Raw genomic sequence first — 20,074 nt, 5'->3', positions numbered from 1 at the left:
TCCTACCGGACGGGGTGCCGCTCCGGCGCCGCCGCCACCGCCCCGGGCCCGGGGCGGTGGCGGCGGCGCTCAGGCCTCCGGGTAGCGGCGCGGGGTCCAGGTGACGTCGGGGTGGGGGGACCGGGTGACGTGCCGGGTCTGCGAGGAACCGACGAGGAGGATGGTCCGCATGTCGACCTCGGCCGGGTCGAGGTCGGCGAGGCGCACCGTGCGGACGCGCTCGGTCGGGCCGCCGACGTCGCGGGCCATCACCACCGGGGTCTCGGGGGCCCGGTACTCCAGGAGCAGGTCGCGCGCGCGGCCGACCTGGGTGGTGCGGGACTGCGAGCCCGGGTTGTAGAGGGCGAGCACGAGGTCGGCCGCGGCCGCGGCGCGCAGGCGCTGCGCGACGACGTCCCAGGGCTTGAGGCGGTCGGAGAGGGAGACCACCGCGTAGTCGTGGCCGAGCGGGGCGCCGGCCCGGGAGGCGGCGGCGTGCGCGGCGGTCATGCCGGGGACGATCCGGACCGGCACCTCCCGGTAGGCCTCCTCGCAGGCGACCTCCAGGACGGCGGTGGCCATCGCGAAGACGCCCGGGTCGCCGGAGGAGACGACCGCGACCCGGTGGCCGCGGCGGGCCAGGTCGAGGGCGAACTCGGCGCGCTCGGACTCCACCTTGTTGTCGGAGCCGTGCCGCGCCTGGCCCGGCCGGACCGGCACCCGGTCCAGGTAGGTGGTGTAGCCGACCAGGTCGGTGGCGGCGGCCAGGGCGCCGCGGGCCTCCGGGGTGAGCCAGAGCGGGCCGGCCGGGCCGGTGCCGATCACGGTCACGCTGCCGGTACCGATACCGGCGCCGGTGCCGGTGCTGCCGTCGGTACCGCTGCCGGTACCGGTGTCGGCACCGTTGCCGGTGCCGTCCGGGACGGGCGGCGCGGTGACCAGCGGGGCGACCTTGCTGGGGAGCACGGCCACCGAGAAGTACGGGACCGTCCCGGCGTCGACCGAGGCCAGCGGCGCCGTCCGCTCGCCCTCCATGAAGGCGCGCTCGACGTACTGGGCGTCGTCGAGCCGGCCGGCCCGCTCCAGGGCGCGGCGGACGGCCGGGAAGGTGCGGCCGAGCTTCATGACGACGGCGGAGTCGGCCGCGGCGATCCGCGCGGTCAGCTCCTCCTCGGGCAGCGTGCCCGGGATGACGGTGAGCGTCTCGTCGGCCTCGGTGAGCGGCATGCCGAGCCGGGCGGCGGCGGCGCTGACCGAGGTCACGCCCGGCACCACCTCGGTCGGGTAGCGGTCCGCGAGGCGCTTGTGCATGTGCTGGTAGGAGCCGTAGAAGAACGGGTCCCCCTCGGCCAGCACCACGACGTCGCGGCCGGCGTCCAGGTGGGCGGCCAGCCGGGCGGCGGCCTCCTCGTAGAAGTCGTCCAACGCGCCCCGGTAGCCGCCGGGGTGGTCGGTGGTCTCCACGGTGAGCGGGTAGACCAGCTTCTCCTCGATCTGACCGCCCGTCAGGTACCGCTCGGCGATGGACCGGGCGATCGAACGGCCGTGCCGCGCGCTGTGGTAGGCCACCACGTCGGCCTTGCCGATGAGTTCGGCGGCGCGGACGGTCACCAGCGACGGGTCGCCGGGGCCGAGCCCGACCCCGTACAGCCGGCCGGTCGCCGCGGCGTCGGCCTGCGGGTCGCTCTGATGGTTCGTCACTCTTCCTCGCTCGCAATCGCGTTGATCGCGGCGGCCGCGATCGCGCTGCCGCCGCGGCGGCCGCGGACCACCAGGTGCTCCAGACCGGCGGGGTGCGCGGCCAGGGCCTCCTTGGACTCGGCGGCGCCGATGAAGCCGACCGGGACGCCGATCACCGCGGCCGGGCGCGGGGCGCCGGCCTCGATCATCTCCAGCAGGCGGAAGAGCGAGGTCGGCGCGTTGCCGACGGCGACCACGGCGCCCTCCAGGCGCGGCAGCCACAGCTCCATCGCGGCGGCGCTGCGGGTGTTGCCCATCGCCCGCGCCAGCTCGGGGACGGACGGGTCGGTGAGGGTGCAGACCACCTCGTTGTCGGCGGGCAGCCGCTTGCGGGTGACGCCGCTGGCGACCATGTTGACGTCGCAGAGGATCGGCGCACCGGCGCGCAGGGCGGCGCGGGCGGAGGCGACCACGCCGGGCGAGTACACCAGGTCCTCGACCAGGTCGACCATGCCGCAGGCGTGGATCATCCGCACCGCGACCTGGGAGACGTCCGCGGGCAGCGCGGCGAGGTCGGCCTCGGCCCGGATGGTGGCAAAGGACTGGCGGTAGATGGACGCGCCGTCCTTCTCGTACTCGATCACTTGGTGGTCCTCCTGGCCGCGGCGACCGCCGCGGCCATCTCCTCGTTCGTCACACCGACGGCCGCACCGGCGGCCGTCGGCCCGTTCGTCGTCACCCGGTAGCCCCGGCCGGTGGCGAGCACGTCCACCCACCTCCCGGCCGGATGTCCGCAGCGCCGCTCGCAGCCGGACCAGTGCACCGGCAGGACCGCCGCCGGAGCCACCGGGCCGGGGGGCACGGCGGCCGCCGCGGCGTCGAGTGCCCGCGCCGCGTCCGTCCGCACGTCGGCGAGCGACTTGGCGCAACCCGGCAGCCCGGTGCAGGCGGTGGCCCGGTCCCAGGGCGACCCGGGCTCGGTACGGTACCCGGCCGCCGCCAGCGCGGGCAGCCGGTCGGCCGGCGCGTCCGGCAGGACGGCGCCGCGCCACGGGGTCAGCCGCAGCTCCCCCTCGGCGGCGCCGGCCAGCACGCGCCACTGCTCGGCGGTGGCCCGGCCGAACCGGAGCCCGACGGAGAGTCCGCCGGGCAACGCGCCGAGCGGCACCGGCTCGCCGGGGAGGTCGGGCAGCGGGGCGTCCCCGGGCGGCAGCAGGTCGGGGACCTCGCGCAGGTGCCAGGCCTCGGTCCCGGTGGCGCGCAGGGCCTCCAGGAAGGAGCGGGCGGCGTCCAGCGCCGCGTCGACCGCGCCGGCGGCGGGGACGGCGCGCGCGGTGGCGGCCCGGCCGAGGCGCAGCAGGGCGGTGCCGTCGCCGCCTGCGATCAATGTCACATCGGCGTCCAGCGCGGCGACGTCGCCGCGGCCGTCGTCCAGGGCGAACAGGAACTTTCCGGAGAGGCCGGTCGCCCACGGGCTCGCGCAGAGCCGGGCGTCCAGCTCGCGGGCCCAGGCCCGGACGTCGGCGCCGGGGCCGCCGCCGGCGGCGGGGCCGGGCGAGGCGACGATGTTGCGGACCCGCTCGTGGGTGTCCGAGGGCAGCAGGCCGGCGGCCCGCAGCCGCTCGCCGAGTTCGCGGCCGCAGTCCGAAGCCAGGCCGCGCAGTTGGAGGTTGCCGCGCGAGGTGGTCTCCAGCGCGCCGTCACCGAGCGCCTCCGCGGCGTCGGCGAGCGCCAGTGCCTGACGGACCGTCAGCAGCCCGCCCGGCAGGCGGACCCGGGCGAGGGCGCCGTCATCGGCGGTGTGCAGACGAAGCGCCCCCGGACAGGCGTCCGCACGCCCCCGGTCGGGCGCGGCGGCGCCCGGCGTGGTGGCGTCGGGTGTCGGTGGCATGGCGGCGAGCATACCGATGATCCGATCGGATGCCGCCGTACCGAACGTCACACCGCGGCACCGGGCCCCTGCCGGAGAGCACCCTGCCGAAGGGCACTCCCCCAGGTCAGCCGCACCCCGTACGATGCTGGGCGGGCGGTCCCCGCAGACCGCCCGCACGCCAGCGACGGCGCAGGGGAGGAAACCGGTGCGAGCCCGGTGCGGTCCCGCCACTGTGACCGCGACTCACCGGACCGCCGGGGAGCCGCGGGAGCCAGGAACTCCTGCCGTCCTCCACCGGCCCGGGGCGCGGACCCCGAGGAAGGCTCGAAAAGCCATGCGCCGCCGCATGCCCGCTCCCGCGGTCCTGTCCACCGTGACTCGACCGCTCTCCCCCCTTGCCCCCCACGGGCGGGAGGGATCCCCCGAGCGCCCGGATCCGCCGTTGACGCCCGCCCTCCTCGCCCGGCACCGGGCAGGACGGGCCACCGCTCCGGCACTCCTTCCTTCGTCAGTCGCTTGTCACCCGTCACTTTCAACGCCGGCGCGCCCTTCGGCTCGGGGCGCTTCCGAGGCCGGGAGGGCCTTCGCATGATTCTGCTGCTGTCGACGTCCGACACCGACCTGCTCAGTGCCCGCGCCGCCGAGGGGCCGGTCCGCTACCGGCTCGGCAACCCGGCCCGGCTCACCCCCGAGGACCTGCCCGCCCTGCTGGACGGCACCGACCTGGTCGTGGTCCGCCTGCTCGGCGGCCGCCGAGCCTGGCAGGAGGGCCTGGACGCGCTGCTCGCCGGCCCCCGCCCCGTCATCGTCCTGACCGGCGAACAGGCACCCGACGCCCAGCTGATGGAGCTGTCCACCGTCCCGGCCGGCATCGCCGCCGAGGCCCACGCCTACCTGGCGCACGGCGGCGCGGCCAACCTCGCCGAACTCGCCGCCTTCCTCTCCGACACCGTGCTGCTCACCGGCCACGGCTTCGCGCCGCCCGCCTCCGCCCCCGCCTGGGGCCCGCTGGAGCGGACCGCCCGCACCGACAGCGGCCCGACCGTGGCCGTGCTCTACTACCGCGCCCACCACATGAGCGGGAACACCGCCTTCGTCGAGACCCTCTGCCGGGCGATCGAGGACCAGGGCGCGCAGGCCCGGGCGTACTACTGCGCCTCGCTGCGCGGCGCCGAGGCCGACCTGCTGGCCGCCCTCGGCGAGGCCGACGCCCTCGTCACCACCGTGCTGGCCGCCGGCGGCACCCGGCCGGCCGACGCCCAGGCCGGCGGCGACGAGGAGGCCTGGGACGCCGGCGCGCTCGCCGCCCTCGACCGGCCGATCCTGCAGGCGCTCTGCCTGACCTGGTCGCGCGCCCAGTGGGAGGCCAGCGACGACGGCCTCTCCCCGCTGGACACCGCCACCCAGATCGCCGTGCCCGAGTTCGACGGCCGCCTGATCACCGTCCCGTTCTCCTTCAAGGAGCTGGACGAGGACGGCCTCACCGTCTACGCCGCCGACCCCGAGCGCGCCGCCCGGGTCGCCGGCGTCGCCGTCTCGCACGCCCGGCTGCGGCACATCCCGGCCGCCGAGCGCCGGCTCGCGCTCGTCCTCTCCGCCTACCCGACCAAGCACGCCCGGGTCGGCAACGCCGTCGGCCTGGACACCCCGGCCAGCGCGGTGCGGCTGCTGACCGCGCTGCGCGCCGAGGGCATGGACCTCGGCACCGACCTGCCGGGCCTGGACGCCGCCCCGGGCGGGGCGGGCGAGGAGCAGCACGAGGGCGACGCCCTCATCCACGCGCTGATCGCCGCCGGCGGCTACGACCAGGACTGGCTCACCGAGGACCAGCTGGCCCGCAACCCCGTCCGCATCCCGGCCGCCGACTACCGCCGCTGGTACGCCACCCTGCCCGAGGCGCTGCGCACCCGGGTCGAGGAGCACTGGGGCCCGGCCCCCGGCGAGCTGTACGTCGACCGCTCGCAGAACCCGGACGGCGACATCGTGCTCGCCGCGATCCGCTCCGGGAACCTGCTCGTCCTGATCCAGCCGCCGCGCGGCTTCGGCGAGAACCCGGTCGCGATCTACCACGACCCGGACCTCCCGCCGTCCCACCACTACCTGGCCGCCTACCGCTGGATCGCCGCCGAGCAGGCGGACGGCGGCTTCGGCGCCCACGCGGTGATCCACCTCGGCAAGCACGGCAACCTGGAGTGGCTGCCCGGCAAGACGGCGGCGCTCTCCTCCGAGTGCGGCCCCGACGCCGTCCTCGGCGACCTGCCGCTGGTCTACCCCTTCCTGGTCAACGACCCGGGCGAGGGCACCCAGGCCAAGCGCCGCGCCCACGCCACCCTGGTCGACCACCTCGTCCCGCCGATGGCCCGCGCCGACTCCTACGGCGACATCGCGCGCCTGGAGCAGCTCCTCGACGAGCACTCCAACATCGCCGCGATGGACCCGGCCAAGCTGCCCGCGATCCGCGCCCAGATCTGGACGCTGATCCAGGCCGCCAAGCTCGACCACGACCTCGGCCTGGACGAGCGCCCCGAGGACGACGGCTTCGACGACTTCCTGCTGCACGTCGACGGCTGGCTCTGCGAGATCAAGGACGCCCAGATCCGCGACGGCCTGCACGTCCTCGGCCAGGCCCCCGCCGGCACCGACCGGGTCAACATCGTGCTCGCCATCCTGCGCGCCCGGCAGATCTGGGGCGGCGTCAGCGCGCTGCCGGGCCTGCGCGAGGCGCTCGGCCTGGACGAGGCCGCGCTGACCCTCGGCGCCACCGACGCCGCCGAGGCCAGGGCCCGCGAGCTGGTCGAGGCGATGGAGGCCGAGGACTGGGCGCCGGAGGCGGTCGGGAAGGTCACCGCCGGGCTGCCGGAGGGCAACCGCGCGGCGGTCCGCGAGGTGCTGGACTTCGCCGCCGTCCAGGTGGTGCCGCGACTGGCCGCCACCACCGGGGAGCTGGACGCCGTGCTGCACGCGCTGCGCGGCGGCTTCGTCCCGGCCGGCCCGTCCGGCTCGCCGCTGCGCGGGCTGGTCAACGTGCTGCCGACCGGCCGCAACTTCTACTCCGTCGACCCGAAGGCCGTGCCCAGCAAGCTCGCCTGGGAGACCGGGCAGGCGCTCGCCGCCTCGCTGGTCGAGCGCTACCGGGCCGACAACGACGGCGCCTACCCGCCGTCGGTCGGGCTCTCGCTCTGGGGCACCAGCGCGATGCGCACCGCAGGCGACGACATCGCCGAGGCCTTCGCGCTGCTCGGCGTCCGCCCGGTCTGGGACGACGCCTCGCGCCGGGTCACCGGCCTGGAGGCGATCTCGCCGGAGGAGCTGGGCCGTCCGCGCATCGACGTCACGCTGCGCATCTCCGGCTTCTTCCGGGACGCCTTCCCGCACGTCGTCGCACTGCTTGACGACGCCGTCCGGCTGGCCGCCGCCCAGGAGGAGGCGGACGCGGACAACTTCGTCCGCGCGCACGTCCAGGCCGACCTCGCCGTCCACGGCGACGAGCGCAAGGCCACCGTCCGCGTCTTCGGCTCCCGCCCCGGCACGTACGGCGCGGGCCTGCTCCAGCTGATCGACAGCCGCGACTGGCGCACCGACGCCGACCTCGCCGAGGTGTACACGGTCTGGGGCGGCTACGCCTACGGGCGCGGGCTGGACGGGCGGCCGGCCCGCGAGGAGATGGAGACCGCGTACAAGCGGATCACCGTCGCCGCGAAGAACACCGACACCCGCGAGCACGACATCGCCGACTCGGACGACTACTTCCAGTACCACGGCGGCATGGTGGCCACCGTGCGGGCGCTCACCGGCAAGGCGCCGACCGCCTACATCGGCGACTCGACCCGGCCGGAGACGGTCCGCACCCGCACCCTCACCGAGGAGGCGGCCCGGGTCTTCCGCGCCCGGGTGGTCAACCCGCGCTGGATCGAGGCGATGCGCCGGCACGGCTACAAGGGCGCCTTCGAGATGGCGGCCACCGTCGACTACCTGTTCGGGTACGACGCCACGACCGGCGTGGTCGCGGACTGGATGTACGAGAAGCTCACCCAGGAGTACGTGCTCGACCCGGTGAACCGGGAGTTCCTGGCCGGTGCCAACCCGTGGGCGCTGCACGGCATCAGCGAGCGCCTGCTGGAGGCGGCGAGCCGCGGGCTCTGGGAGAAGCCGGACCCGGAGCTGATCGAGCAGCTGCAGGCGGCGTTCCTGGAGACCGAGGGCGACCTGGAGGGCGGCGACGAGGGCTGACCCCCTCCCGGGCCGCTCCGCTCCCGGGCCGCTCCACCGCCGCCCGGGCCCGCCCGGTGTCCGGTGAGTGCCGGCGCGCCGTCCGCGATCCCTCGCGGGCGGCGCGCAGGCGCACGGGGCCGGCTCGGTCCTCCATCGGCACGATTAGCCCGTTCGAGTGATCGCGGGACTGGTGACCGGGCTCCGCCAAGCGGACAATACGGGGCATGTCGCGACGCTCCCTGCTCACCGGCCCCGGCGGTCCCACGACCGTCGCCGCCCCCGGCGGCCCGGGCCGGTCCGCCCGCTACCGCCCCCGGCTGGCGGCGCTCGCCGCCGGGGCGGTGCCGGTGTTCGCCTTCCCGGCGCCCGGGCTGGCGGCGCTGGCCTGGGTCGCGCTCGTCCCCGGCCTGCTGCTGATGCAGCGGGCGCCCGGCGTGCGCGAAGCGGCCGTTCGCGGGTGGTGGTTCGGCGCCGGGTTCATCCTCACCGGCATGTACTGGCTGCTGCCGTCCATCGGGCCCGGACTCCCGGTGCTCGCCGTGGTGTTCGGCGTCCTCCAGGCCGGGGTGGGCACGGCGGTGTGGCTGCTGCTGCACCCGCCGCTGACCGTACGTCGGGCGCTGCTCGCGCTGGTGGTCGTCCCCGCGGTCTGGCTGACCACCGAGTACGCGCGGTCCTGGCCCGCCCTCGGCGGACCGTGGGCGCTGCTCGGCGCCACCCAGTGGCAGCACCCGGCCGTCCTCGCGCTGGCCTCGGCCGGCGGGATCTGGCTGGTCAGCGCGGCCGTGGTGGCGGTCAACACCGGGGCGCTGGTCGCCCTGACCGCCGCCGAGCGGCGCCCCCGGGCCGTGGCCGCCCTCGCCGCGGCCGGCGTGCTGGCCGCCGGGCCGCTGCTGTTCGCGCTGCGGCCCGCACCCGAACCGGCCGCGGCGGGCGGCTCGCGGGGACCGGGCTCGGCCGGCGGGGCGGACGGGACGGTCACCGTCGCGCTGGTCCAGCCCGGGATCGTCGACGAGCCGCAGGCCCGCTTCGAGGCGAGCCTGCGGGCCACCCGGACGCTCGACGGGCGGACGCCGGACGGGCGGCCGGTCGACCTGGTCGTCTGGGGCGAGTCCAGCACCACCGCCGACCTCGACCGCGACCGGGTGACACTCGACCGGCTGCGCGAACTGTCCGCCCGGACCGGCGCCCAGGTGCTGGCCGGCGAGGACGCGCGCAAGGCGGACGGGCGGATCTCCAAGGACGCGGTGCTGATCTCACCGAGCGGGATCGCCGACCGGTACCGCAAGATCCGGCTGGTGCCGTTCGGCGAGTACATCCCGCTGCGGCCGGTGCTCGGATGGGTGGCCGGAGTCAGCCGCGCGGCCGGTGAGAACCGGGCGCCCGGCAGCGGCTTCCACCTCCTGCCCGCCGTCGACCGCGACGGCGACGCCCTCCCGGTCGGGGCGCTGATCTGCTTCGAGTCGGCGTTCCCCGATCTCTCCCGGACCGCCGCACGGCAGGGTGCGCGGGTGCTGGTCTACCAGTCCTCGACCTCGACCTTCCAACGCACCTGGGCGCCCGAGCAGCACGTGTCGCTGGCCGCGATCCGGGCCGCCGAGACCGGCCGGCCGACCGTCCAGGCCTCGCTCACCGGCGTGTCCGCCGCCTTCGACGCGCAGGGGCGCGAGCTGGCCCGGCTGGGCACGGACGGGACGGGCGTGCTGGTCGTCCGGCTGCCGCTGACCGCGCCGTCCGCGCTCACCTGGTACGACCGGGTCGGGGACGTGGTGCCGGCGGCCGCGCTGCTGGTGACGGCGGGAGCGGCGGCCGCCGCCTGGCGCGGCCGCCGTACGGGCCGGCCGCCCCGTACGGGCCGGCCGCCCCGTACGGAGGGCTGACCCGTACGGGGGGCTGACCCGTACGGAGGGCTGACCGCCCACCGGCCGCAGCGGGCGGTCAGCCCTCGGAGCCCGCCAGGTAGATGCCGAACGCCGCGCCCTGCGGGTCGCGCAGGACGGCGATCCGCGGGCCGTTCGGCACCGTCGTCGGGGCCATCAGCACGTCGGCGCCGAGGTTGCCGGCCCGGAAGGCCGACACGTCCACGTCGGCGACCGCGAAGTACGGCAGCCAGTGCGGCGGCACCTGCGGCGGGAAGTTCTCGCCCATCGCCAGCATGCCGCCGAAGTCGGCGCCGGCCAGGCCCCACTGGGTGTACTGCTCGGACGGGTTGACCGTCCAGCCGAACACGGCCGGGTAGAACGCCCCGGCGCCGTCCGGATCCCGGGTGAGCAGCTCCACCCAGCCGAGCGCGCCGGGGGCGTTCAGCACCTCGGCCCCGACCAGCCGCCCCGGCTGCCAGAGCCCGAACACCGCGCCGGACGGGTCGGCGGCGATCGCGAACCGGCCGAAGTCGAGCGCCTCCATCGGCTGCACGACGATGCTGCCGCCCGCCGCGGTGATCCGGGCGACGGAGGCGTCGGCGTCGGCCACCAGGAAGGAGACGGTCCAGGCGGTGGGCTGCCCCTCGCCGTACAGCGGGGAGACGGACGCGGCGATCGCGCCGTCCAGCCGCATGAAGGTGTAGCCGCCGGCCTCGGGGCGCTCGTCCGCCTCGGGCTGCCAGCCGAACAGTTCGCCGTAGAACCGCTGGGCGGCGGCCGGGTCGGCGCTGCCCTGCTCCACCCAGCACGGTCCGCCGACCGTCACCTTGTCGATCTTCATTCGTGTTCCTCGGGAGTGTCGGGTAGGCCGGACGATCCGGACGGTCCGGGCGGTCGGGATGGTCCGGGCGGTCGGGATGGTCCGGGCGGTCGGGATGGTCCGGGCGGTCGGAATGGTCCGGGCGGTCGGAATGATCCGGGCGAACACGGGGATCACTGGGATCACTGAGACTGCCGGGACCGCCGGGACCGGGAATCGCTGATCGGGGTCCGCCGCCGCTCAGGCGACTTCGAGGACCAACTTGCCGCGGGCGTGGCCCGACTCGACCAGGGCGAGCGCCTCCGCGGTGTGCGCCAGCGGGTAGCGGGCGCTGATCCGCGGGTCCAGCTCACCGGAGGCGACCAGCCCGGCCAGCGCCGCGAGCGTCTCCGGCGTGCTGGAGCGGGTGATGTACCGGCCGCCGAGCTCGGCCGCGGTGGCCGGGTCGGAGGTGGCGACCAGCCGGGAACGGTCCGCCAGCGTGGTGACCGCCGCCCTCGCGTCGTCCCCGCCGACCAGGTCGAGGATGCCGTCGACGCCGTCCGGCGCCACCGCCCGGATCCGATCGGCGACCCCGCCGCCGTACCGGACCTGGACCGCACCCAACGACTCCACGAAACCGCGGTTGGCGTCGCTCGCCGTGCCGATGACGCGGATGCCCCGGCTGCGCGCGATCTGCGCGGCCGCGCTGCCCACGCCGCCGGACACGCCGAGGATCAGCAGCGTCTGCCCCGCTCCCACGCCGACGTCCCGGATGCCGTCGTCGGCGGTCGCCGCGGCCACCGGCAGGGTGGCCGCCTGGTCGAAGCCGACCTTCGCCGGCTTGAGCGCGCTCATCCGGGCGAGCAGCAGCGTCTGTTCCGCGAACGCGCCCGCGGCGACGAGCCCGAACACCTCGTCGCCCGGCGTGAATCCGGTCGCCCCCGGCCCGACCCGCTCCACCACGCCCGCCGCTTCCTGGCCCATGACGGCCGGCAGCTCGCGGTCCTTCCCGAGCAGACCGCGGCGGATCTTCCAGTCCACAGGGTTCACCCCGGCCGCCCGCACCGCGATCGCGAGTTGCCCCGGTCCCGGCTCCAGCACGGGCCGGTCCAGGAACTCCTGCTTCTCCGGCCCGCCGTAGTCGACGAACCCGAACGCCTTGGCCATCCTCGATCCACTCCTCGCTCGGTGGCCCCCGCTCCCCGTGGTGCTCCCCCGCCCAGCATGCGGGCGGGGACGGCGGGCGGGCGGGAGTTGCTGGGCCGAACGGGCGGAGACCCCGGGTGGGCGTCACCGGGTGGGTGGGTGGGCGGGTCCGGACGAACGACGGATGACGGCTGACAGGTTTCAAAATCTGTCAGCCGTCATCCGTCATCCGTTCGCTGACATCTGTCAGCTGTCAGCTGCCAGTCGCCACCCCGTCAGCGCCCCGCGCGGGCCACCGGGATCCAGACCTCCGCCTGGGCCTGGCCGGCGTCCGCGAGGAAGCGGGTCCGGAGGATCTCCGGGCCGGGCCGGGACTCGTACGGGTTGGACGGGAACCACTGGGTGTAGACGTCCCGCCACATCTCCTGCAGCGCCTGCGGGAACGTCCCGTTGTTGGCGAAGACCGCCCAGGTGCCGGCCGGTACCTCGCGCACGTCCAGGCCGTCCGGCACGACGGCGTCCGCAGCGGCCACCACCGCGTGGTAGTAGTCGAGTTCGACACCCTCCTCCCGGCTCTCCGAGAAGAACTCGGTGACCGAGACGATGCCGTCCGGGTCCTGGTCCGAGAGGGCCGCGATCCGGTCGATGCCCTCCTGGCCGATCCCCCGGATGAACGAGGCGATGGCCGGGTTGACCCCCTCGTGGACCAGCGGGACGCGGGCCCGCCTTCCGATGACCCGGAACGCCGGCTTCTCCACGATTCGGTACTCCATGCTGCTGCTCCCTTCGACGACGAGCCGGAAGGACATCCGGGGCTGCGAGGTGAGCGCCGCGCCGCCGCGCCGCGCCTCGCCCGGGCCGACCCCGTGCATCGCACGGAACGCCCGGGCGAATGCCTCGCCGGAGGTGTAGCCGTACCGGACCGCGACATCGAGCAACGTCCGCTCGCCGGAGAGCACTTCGGCCCCGGCGAGGGTGAGCCGCCGGCGTCGGAGGTACTCCGACAGCGGCATCCCGGCCAGCGCCGAGAACAACCGCCGGAAGTGGTACTCCGACGTCGTCGCGATCCGCGCCAGCTCGGCCACGTCGACCGTCTCGTCGAGGTGGTCCTCGATGTACTCCATGGCCTGGTTCAGCCGTTCCAGCATCACTGCCCCGTCCTTCCCCTACTGCTCTTCACCGTAGGCAGCGGGCAACCGGCCGAACCCGACATCCTGTGCCCGGTCGGGTCGGGTCGGGTGGTCCCGGGGCCCGCGCCGCAGCCCGGGAAGCACCGGCGTACGGGGCACGGCCGGCGCGCACCCGCCCGCCCGCCACCTCGCCGCCCGCCCGCCACCTCCCCGACCGGCCGCGACGGCCGGCCGGCCGGCCGGAGGGAGGGATGCGGGAGGCGCGGGCGCGCGCACGGCGGCGCGTCAGATCAGGCCCTGCGCCAGCATCGCGTCCGCCACCAACTCGAAGCCGGCGATGTTGGCGCCCAGCACGTAGTCGCCGGGGTGGCCGTACTTCTCCGCGGTGGTGTGGCAGGAGTCGTGGATGTGCCGCATGATCCCGGCCAGCTGCTCCTCCGTCCGCGCGAAGGACCACGAGTCGCGCGAGGCGTTCTGCTGCATCTCCAGCGCACTGGTGGCGACCCCGCCCGCGTTGGCGGCCTTGCCCGGGCCGAACGCCACCCCGGCCTCCTGGAAGACCCGGACGGCCTCCGGCGTGGTCGGCATGTTGGCGCCCTCGGCGACCGCCCGCACCCCGTTGCGGACCAGCGCCAGCGCGTCCTCCTCGGTGAGCTCGTTCTGCGTCGCGCACGGCAGCGCCACGTCGACCGGCACGCTCCACACGCCGGTGCCCTCCACGTAGCGGACGTGGCTGCCGCGCAGCTCCGCGTACTCGGTGAGCCGGCCGCGGCGGACCTCCTTGACCTCCTTCAGCAGCGCGAGGTCGATGCCCTTCTCGTCCACCACGTAGCCGGCGGAGTCGGAGACCGTGACCACCGTGGCCCCGAGCTGCTGGGCCTTCTCGACGGCGTACACGGCGACGTTCCCAGACCCGGAGACGGCGACCCGCAGGCCGTCCAGCTCCTCGCCCCGGGCGCGCAGCATCTCGGCGGTGAACAGCACGCACCCGTAGCCGGTCGCCTCGGTCCGCGCCTGCGAGCCGCCCCAGCCGATGCCCTTGCCGGTCAGCACGCCGGACTCGTAGCGGTTGGTGATCCGCTTGTACTGGCCGAAGAGGTAGCCGATCTCCCGGCCGCCGACGCCGATGTCCCCGGCGGGGACGTCGGTGTGCTCGCCCAGGTGGCGGTGGAGCTCGGTCATGAAGGACTGGCAGAAGCGCATGATCTCCGCGTCCGACCGCCCCTTGGGGTCGAAGTCCGACCCGCCCTTGCCGCCGCCTATCCCGAGGCCGGTGAGCGCGTTCTTGAAGATCTGCTCGAACCCGAGGAACTTGACGATCCCCAGGTTGACGGAGGGGTGGAACCGCAGCCCGCCCTTGTACGGGCCGAGCGCGCTGTTGAACTCCACCCGGAACCCGCGGTTGACGTGGATCCGCCCCTGGTCGTCCGTCCACGGCACCCGGAACATCACCTGCCGCTCCGGCTCCACGATCCGCTCCAGGATCCGGGCGTCCACCAGCTCCGGCCGATTCAGCAGGACGGGACCGAGCGTCTCCACGACCTCGTGCACGGCCTGGTGGAACTCGGGTTCGCCGGGATTGCGGCGCAGCACCTCGGTGAAGAGCGACTCGATGGCGGGGTTCCCGGCGTCGTGCGACGCCGAGGAGAACGGGGTGGCCGGCATCTTGTGAGGACCTTCCGTGGTCTGGTCGACCGTGGTCGACGGGCAGGGTGTCCCCCGTCCCGGGGAACACCGGCGGTCCCCCTCGCCATTGAGGGCGTCACGGTGCGTCACGCACCAGTGCGGCAGCTCGGACCGCTCGCGCGGGGTCAGTCTCCCACTGTCGGCCCGCTTTGTCCGCCGCCTTCCGCATTCTGGGCGCAAAGGCGGGACGCTCCCGGCGGCCGGGCACCGGACACGGACCGTTCGCCCACGTCGCTCCTTCTCCGCCGTGTCCGGGAGTGCCGAACCATTGCCCCCGAACTGCTCTCTCCGCGATCGCCGGGGGCACCGACGGAACGTCCGCCATCCGGCCGGTCAGGCGATTCCGCCCGGCGGCACGGCAGTCCGCGAATTCCCCGGGTCCGTCGAATTCCTTTCGGCGCGGGGCCGGGAATCCGGGCCGACGCACCGGAGCGCGGGCCGGGCGAATGCACGGGAGCCGCCGGTATTCCGTTCTCGGGCGCGGGCGTCGATACGGACTTGCACGTTCGGATTCACCCGCCCGCCCTTCGTTCTTACGGGAAGTCCGCCCCGGCGGTGACGGATTCCGGGAATCCTCCGGCGCGCGGGACGGCGGCGGCCCCTCGAATCCTCCGGGCGCCGCGCGGGCCTTCGGAGCACGTCCCGGGCCGATTGCGGCGGGCCCGACCGCGATTGCGGCGGGCCCGCCCGCGCTCACGGCGAACCGCGGCGCGAACGGGCGAACCGCGGCGGGAACAGGCGGGGTGCGGGCGGTGTTGCGAGGCTGCGTCGTCACGCGCCGGAGTGCGCGGGGCACTCGGAATCCAGTTGTTCAAATTGGAACTACCTAGTACGGTCGGCACCCGATCGCCACTTCAGTCACCGGAGGCCCTTCCATGCCGCAGCACGTCCCGCCGCAGACCGGTGCCGCCACCGTGCGGTCCCGCGTCCGGATCCCGCTCACCTTCCCGGACGGGTACCGGGCCGACGCGGAGGTGTTCACCTTCCACGGGCTGGCGGACGGGGCGGAGCACCTCGCGCTGGCGCTCGGCGAGGTGCCGGAGGGCGGCACGCCCCTGGTCCGGCTGCACTCGGAGTGCCTGACCGGGGACGTGTTCGGCTCGGACCGCTGCGACTGCGGCCCGCAGCTGCGCGAGTCGGTCGAGCTGATCAGCGCGGCCGGCGGGTACCTGCTCTACCTGCGCCAGGAGGGCCGGGGCATCGGCCTGTACAACAAGCTCGACGCGTACGCCCTGCAGGACTCCGGACTGGACACCTACGACGCCAACACGGCGCTCGGACTGCCGGAGGACGGGCGCGACTACACCGCCGCCGCACAGATGCTCGGCGCGCTGGGCGTCACCGGCGTCGAACTGCTGAGCAACAACCCCGACAAGGCGGCCCAGCTGGCCGGCCTGGGCGTCACGGTCCACGACCGGGTGCCCACGGGCGTCCACCTCTCCGCCTCCAACGTCCGCTACCTGCGGGCCAAGGTGGAGCGGACGGGACACTCGATCGAGCTGCCCCGCCTGGTCGGCTGAGGGCCGCGCGGCGACTGCCGCCGGTCAGGCGGGCGGGACCGGGCGGCCCTGCGGCTCCTCGACGATGCGGCGGGCGATCTCGGCGGGGCGGACCGGGCGGCCGAAGTGCCAGCCCTGCGCCCAGTCGCAGCCGATCCGGCGCAGCCGCTCGGCGTCCCGCCGCGTCTCCACGCCCTCGGCGGTGACGGTCAGCCCGAGGGCGTGCGCCATCGAGACCAGGCCGCTGACGATCCGCCAGCCCGTCGACTCGTCCTTGGCCGGGTCGTGCAGGTCCCCGACGAAGGAGCCGGCGATCTTCAGCCCGGAGACGGGCAGGTCGCGCAGGTAGGCGAGGTTGGACCAGCCGGTGCCGAAGTCGTCCACGGCGAGCGAGACGCCGAGACCGACCAGCCCGTGCAGGGTGCGCAGCGCCTCGTCCTCCGGGCCGACCACGGTGGACTCGGTGATCTCCAGCTGGAGCCGGGCCGGGTCCAGCCCGGTGGTGTCGAGGATCCGGCCGAGGTCGGTGACCAGGGCCGCGCTGCGGGCCTGGCGGACCGCCAGGTTGACGTTGAGCTGGGGGGCGGCGTCGCCGAACCGCTTGATCCACTCGGCGGCCTGGCCGCAGGCCTGCTCCAGCACCCAGCGCCCGAGCGGCATGATCAGCCCGGTCTCCTCGGCGGTGGTCACGAACTCGTCCGGGCCGAGCACGCCGAGCTGGGGGTGGCGCCAGCGGACCAGCGCCTCGACGGCGGACAGCCGGCCGTCGGCCAGCGCGTACAGCGGCTGGTAGTCGATGAAGAACTCGCCCCGGTCGAGGGCGGCGGGCATCCGCACCGAGACCGCGTACCGGGAGACGGCGCGGGCGTTCTCCTTGGGGTCGAAGAGCGTCCAGCGGCCCCGGCCGGCCTCCTTGGCGCGGTAGAGCGTCAGGTCCGCGGCACGGACGGCGGCACCGGGGGTGGTGGTGGAGACGCGCCGCTCCAGCACGCCGACGCTGGCGCCGACGGCCAGCTTGTGGTCGCCGATCAGCACCGGCCCGGCGAGCGCCTTGAGCACGGTCTTGGCGGCGGCGACCGCCTCCTGCTCGCCCCGGCTGTTCTCCAGCAGGACGACGAACTCGTCCCCGCCGAGCCGGGCGACCAGGTGGCCGAGCGGGCTGAGGGCGGCCTTCAGCCGGGCCGCGACGGCGGCGAGCAGCTGGTCCCCGGTGTCGTGGCCGAGGCTGTCGTTGACCACCTTGAAGCCGTCGAGGTCCACGTAGCAGAGGCCGAACCGGGCGCCCGGGTCCGGGTCCTCGAAGAGCTTCTCCAGCCGTTCGAAGAAGGCGGCGCGGTTGGGCAGGCCGGTCAGCGGGTCGTGGGTGGCCTGGTGGCGCAGCCGTTCCTGGAGCCGGTAGCGGTCGGTGACGTCCTCCAGCATCGCCACCTGGTACTGCGGGACGCCGTCGTCGTCGCGGATCAGCGAGACGGTCAGGTGGGTCCAGACCACCTCGCCGTCCTGCCGGTAGTACGGCTTGTCGAACTGGAAGTACTCGCGCTTGCCGCTGATCAGGTCCTCGTAGGCCTCCCAGACGCCGGGGGCGTCCTCGGGGTGGACGAGGTCGCCGACCCGGCGGCCGGTCATGTCCTCCGGGCCGGCGCCGAACAGCTCCTGGAGCGCCTTGTTGACGGCCAGGATGTTGCCGTCGGTGTCGCCGATGCCGATGCCGATCGCGGCGCTCTCGAACAGCGCCCGGAACCGCGCCTCGGAGGCCCGCAGCGCCCGTTCGGCCTCTTTGCGGGCCACGTCGGCGGCCGTGCGGATGGCCTCCTGCTCGCGCAGCGTGCGTTCGCGCAGGGCGGCCGCCCAGCCTGCCGCGAAGGCGCCGCTGAGGGCGGGTCCGCGGCCGTCGGGGGCCGGCTGCTGCTGGAGCAGTTCCACCGCCCTGGCGAGCACCACCGGGTCGGTGTAGTGCGCCTCGACCAGGTGTGCCCCGGCCTCGGCGGCCAGCTGCGGCTCGAACGGGTGCTCCAGCTGGGCACGGTGGAGCAGCCCGGCGGTCCGGGAGACGAGCCGGCCGACCAGGCCGGGGTGGACCGCCGTGCCGTGGTCACCGGAGAGCAGCCGCGCCCAGTCCGCGTGGAACCGTTCGGCGCTGCTGCTCGGTTCCGGTGCTCCGATCACGGGCGGAACCCCACTCCCGCCACCCCGGTCATCCGCTCGGGGTTGTTCCCGACGGCCTCCGGCTGCTCGGGGCGCCACTGCGGCAGGTAGACGACGCCCGGCTCGACGAGGTCGAAGCCGGCGAACATGGCGGTGATCTGCTCGTGGGTGCGCATGGTGAGCGGAGTGGGCGTCATCTTGTACAGCCGCTGGTGGTCCTCGGCCTGGTCGGGGCGGCCCTCCAGGGAGGCGTGGGAGAGGACGAGGGCGCTGCCCGGCGGGAGGGCGTCGCGGATCACCTCGATCAGCTTCCACGGGTCGTCCTGGTCCTCGACGAAGTGCATGACCGCGACCAGCAGCACGGCCACCGGTTCGCCGGCCGCCAGCAGCCCGGTGACCTCGGGACGGGACATCAGGTCGTCGATGTCCCGGACGTCGGCCTGGACGGCCGAGCAGCCCTCGTCGCCCTCCAGCAGGAGCCGGCTGTGCGCGACGGCGACCGGGTCGCGGTCCACGTACACGACCTGGGCCTCGGGGCGGATCGCGCGGGCGATCTCGTGGACGGCGCCGAAGGTGGGGATGCCGGAGCCGATGTCCAGGAAGCGGGAGATGCCGCGTTCGGCGGTGAACTGCACGGCGCGGCGCAGGAAGGCGCGGTTGGACCGCATGATCTGCGGCAGCTCCGGCCAGAGGGCGATCGCCTTGCGGGCCATCTCCCGGTCCACCTCGAAGTTGTGGGATCCTCCGAGGTAGTAGTCGTAGACCCGCGCGGCGTTCGGTTTGTCCAGGTCCGTGCCCTCCGGTACCCAGTTCGGTCGCCGCATCCTCGGAACTCCTTCGCTTCGTCTTCCGGTGGATCGGCCGCCTCAAGGGGCGGCTGTGACTGATGAGACTACAAGCACAAAAGATCCTCCTCCGCACGCCGAATGCGTGCAAGCGGAGTGCCACCGTCCTCCCGGTGGCGTCCCGCCGTCCCACCGGTGACGTCCCGTCGCCCCCGGGGCGGCGTCCGGGCGGTGCCCGCGCCGCGTCCCGACGGCGCGTCGGGGCTGCGCAGCGGCGTGACGGCACCAGGGGGTGACGGCACGACGGCACGACGGCGCGACGGGCCGAACGGGACGAGCCGGGCCAGGGCGGGACGAACCGGGTCAGGGCGAGCCCGGCCGGGCCGGAACCGAACGCGCCCGAGCCGTACCGGGCGGAGGCCCCGCCGGATTAGAGTGCGGGCGTGGACCTCAACCACTACCGGTTCCGCGGGGCGTGGCGGCTGACCGCACCGCCGGACGCCGTGTACGCGGCCCTGGAAGACGTACCGGGCTACCCGCGCTGGTGGCCCGACATCCGCGACGTCCGGCAGACCGGCCCGGACAGCGGCGAGGTGCTGGTCCGCGCACTGCTCCCGTACCGGCTGGTGATCCGGCTCGCGACGCTCCGCCGGGACCGCACCGCCGGCGTCCTGGAGGCCGCCATGGACGGGGACCTCACCGGCTGGTCGCGCTGGACCGTGGCGGCCGACGCCACCGGCGGCACCCGGGTCCTCTTCGAGGAGGAGGCCAGTCCGGCCGGCCTCCTGCTGCGCCGCCTCGCCGTCCCCGCCCACCCGCTGTTCCGGGCCAACCACGCCGTGATGATGCACCGCGGCCGACGCGGCCTGTCGGCCCACCTCACGGCGCACCCGGCGGACGGCCGCTGAGGCCGTCCGGCCCGGCATCCGCGCGCCCGCCCGTCCGGCTCGGCGTGCACGCGACGTCCGCGCCGCGTCCGCACCGCGTCCGCCCGGCGTCCGACGGTGGCGGACAGCAGCCGGCAATGGCGTCCGCGGGGCCGGCCCAGCCCTCCCCGGAAGGACCCGATTCACCCGGTCGTACCCCGCCTGACCTGCGGCGAATCCTCTTAACCAGATGTTTGCGCGGCGCCTCCGCATGGTCCGTAGCAGACTGGGCAGGGTAGACCGGGCCGCAATCGTGATCCCGAGGATGGTGAGTCCGGTGATACCCGTACGACCGACCAGCCCGCCCGACCGGCAGAGCGCCGGCCCGCCCGCCGCCGGACCTCCCCGG

The 20,074-nt window shown here is 75.0% G+C and carries 13 protein-coding genes and 1 riboswitch; of the genes, 4 read left to right on the top strand and 9 right to left on the bottom strand.

Going from position 1 to position 20,074, the window contains the following annotated elements:
* Positions 1 to 69: 69 nt before the first annotated feature.
* The 3 genes from AC067J_RS11675 to AC067J_RS11665 are packed head-to-tail and all read right to left on the bottom strand — an operon-like array spanning position 70 to position 3,550.
* On the bottom strand, positions 70 to 1,680 hold the full coding sequence (locus tag AC067J_RS11675) for a precorrin-2 C(20)-methyltransferase (RefSeq protein WP_478298007.1): 1,611 nt from the start codon (positions 1,678 to 1,680) through the stop codon (positions 70 to 72).
* Positions 1,677 to 2,303, bottom strand: coding sequence for a precorrin-8X methylmutase (locus AC067J_RS11670; RefSeq protein ID WP_478298006.1), 627 nt, complete (start codon positions 2,301 to 2,303; stop codon positions 1,677 to 1,679). The genes AC067J_RS11675 and AC067J_RS11670 overlap by 4 nt, the downstream gene beginning before the upstream one ends.
* The gene (locus tag AC067J_RS11665) at positions 2,300 to 3,550 is read right to left on the bottom strand and encodes a cobalamin biosynthesis protein CobG (protein ID WP_478298004.1); all 1,251 of its coding nucleotides are present in this window, start codon (positions 3,548 to 3,550) and stop codon (positions 2,300 to 2,302) included. The genes AC067J_RS11670 and AC067J_RS11665 overlap by 4 nt, the downstream gene beginning before the upstream one ends.
* Before the next feature lie 177 nt (positions 3,551 to 3,727).
* Positions 3,728 to 3,813, top strand: a riboswitch (cobalamin riboswitch).
* Between the two features lie 307 nt (positions 3,814 to 4,120).
* Here AC067J_RS11665 and cobN point away from each other — a divergent pair.
* Together cobN and lnt are read left to right on the top strand one after the other, a co-directional pair.
* A complete protein-coding gene (gene cobN / locus AC067J_RS11660) occupies positions 4,121 to 7,762 on the top strand; it encodes a cobaltochelatase subunit CobN (protein WP_478298002.1) in 3,642 nt (1,213 codons plus the stop codon).
* A gap of 206 nt (positions 7,763 to 7,968) precedes the next feature.
* Positions 7,969 to 9,624 carry an apolipoprotein N-acyltransferase gene (gene lnt / locus AC067J_RS11655; protein ID WP_478298000.1) on the top strand — a complete coding sequence of 552 codons (1,656 nt, stop codon included), beginning with the start codon at positions 7,969 to 7,971 and terminating at the stop codon, positions 9,622 to 9,624.
* 58 nt (positions 9,625 to 9,682) lie between these two features.
* Here the strand turns inward: lnt and AC067J_RS11650 are convergent, their stop codons facing one another.
* The 4 genes from AC067J_RS11650 to gdhA form a co-directional block, all read right to left on the bottom strand.
* Positions 9,683 to 10,447 (bottom strand): VOC family protein, encoded by a 765-nt coding sequence (locus tag AC067J_RS11650; RefSeq protein WP_478297998.1) that lies wholly within the window; start codon positions 10,445 to 10,447, stop codon positions 9,683 to 9,685.
* Positions 10,448 to 10,666: 219 nt separating this feature from the next.
* Positions 10,667 to 11,575 carry an NADP-dependent oxidoreductase gene (locus tag AC067J_RS11645; RefSeq protein ID WP_478297997.1) on the bottom strand — a complete coding sequence of 303 codons (909 nt, stop codon included), beginning with the start codon at positions 11,573 to 11,575 and terminating at the stop codon, positions 10,667 to 10,669.
* A 254-nt stretch (positions 11,576 to 11,829) separates the two neighbouring features.
* Entirely contained in the window at positions 11,830 to 12,702 is an 873-nt protein-coding gene (locus AC067J_RS11640; RefSeq protein WP_478297995.1) for an AraC family transcriptional regulator, read from the bottom strand.
* A gap of 267 nt (positions 12,703 to 12,969) precedes the next feature.
* Positions 12,970 to 14,349 (bottom strand): NADP-specific glutamate dehydrogenase, encoded by a 1,380-nt coding sequence (gene gdhA, locus AC067J_RS11635; protein ID WP_478297994.1) that lies wholly within the window; start codon positions 14,347 to 14,349, stop codon positions 12,970 to 12,972.
* Between the two features lie 896 nt (positions 14,350 to 15,245).
* On the opposite strand from gdhA, the gene AC067J_RS11630 reads away from it, so the two are divergent.
* Positions 15,246 to 15,890 carry a GTP cyclohydrolase II gene (locus AC067J_RS11630; RefSeq protein ID WP_478297993.1) on the top strand — a complete coding sequence of 215 codons (645 nt, stop codon included), beginning with the start codon at positions 15,246 to 15,248 and terminating at the stop codon, positions 15,888 to 15,890.
* A 24-nt stretch (positions 15,891 to 15,914) separates the two neighbouring features.
* Here the strand turns inward: AC067J_RS11630 and AC067J_RS11625 are convergent, their stop codons facing one another.
* Both AC067J_RS11625 and AC067J_RS11620 read right to left on the bottom strand, forming a co-directional pair.
* Positions 15,915 to 18,035 carry a putative bifunctional diguanylate cyclase/phosphodiesterase gene (locus AC067J_RS11625; protein WP_478297991.1) on the bottom strand — a complete coding sequence of 707 codons (2,121 nt, stop codon included), beginning with the start codon at positions 18,033 to 18,035 and terminating at the stop codon, positions 15,915 to 15,917.
* Complete coding sequence (locus AC067J_RS11620) at positions 18,032 to 18,838, bottom strand: SAM-dependent methyltransferase (RefSeq protein WP_478297989.1); 807 nt, start codon at positions 18,836 to 18,838, stop codon at positions 18,032 to 18,034. The genes AC067J_RS11625 and AC067J_RS11620 overlap by 4 nt, the downstream gene beginning before the upstream one ends.
* A gap of 404 nt (positions 18,839 to 19,242) precedes the next feature.
* On the opposite strand from AC067J_RS11620, the gene AC067J_RS11615 reads away from it, so the two are divergent.
* Entirely contained in the window at positions 19,243 to 19,707 is a 465-nt protein-coding gene (locus AC067J_RS11615) for an SRPBCC family protein (protein WP_478297987.1), read from the top strand.
* Positions 19,708 to 20,074 lie beyond the last annotated feature (367 nt).

Source organism: Kitasatospora sp. NPDC042419, assembly GCF_056437345.1.
This window is presented reverse-complemented; position numbering and strand designations above follow the sequence as displayed.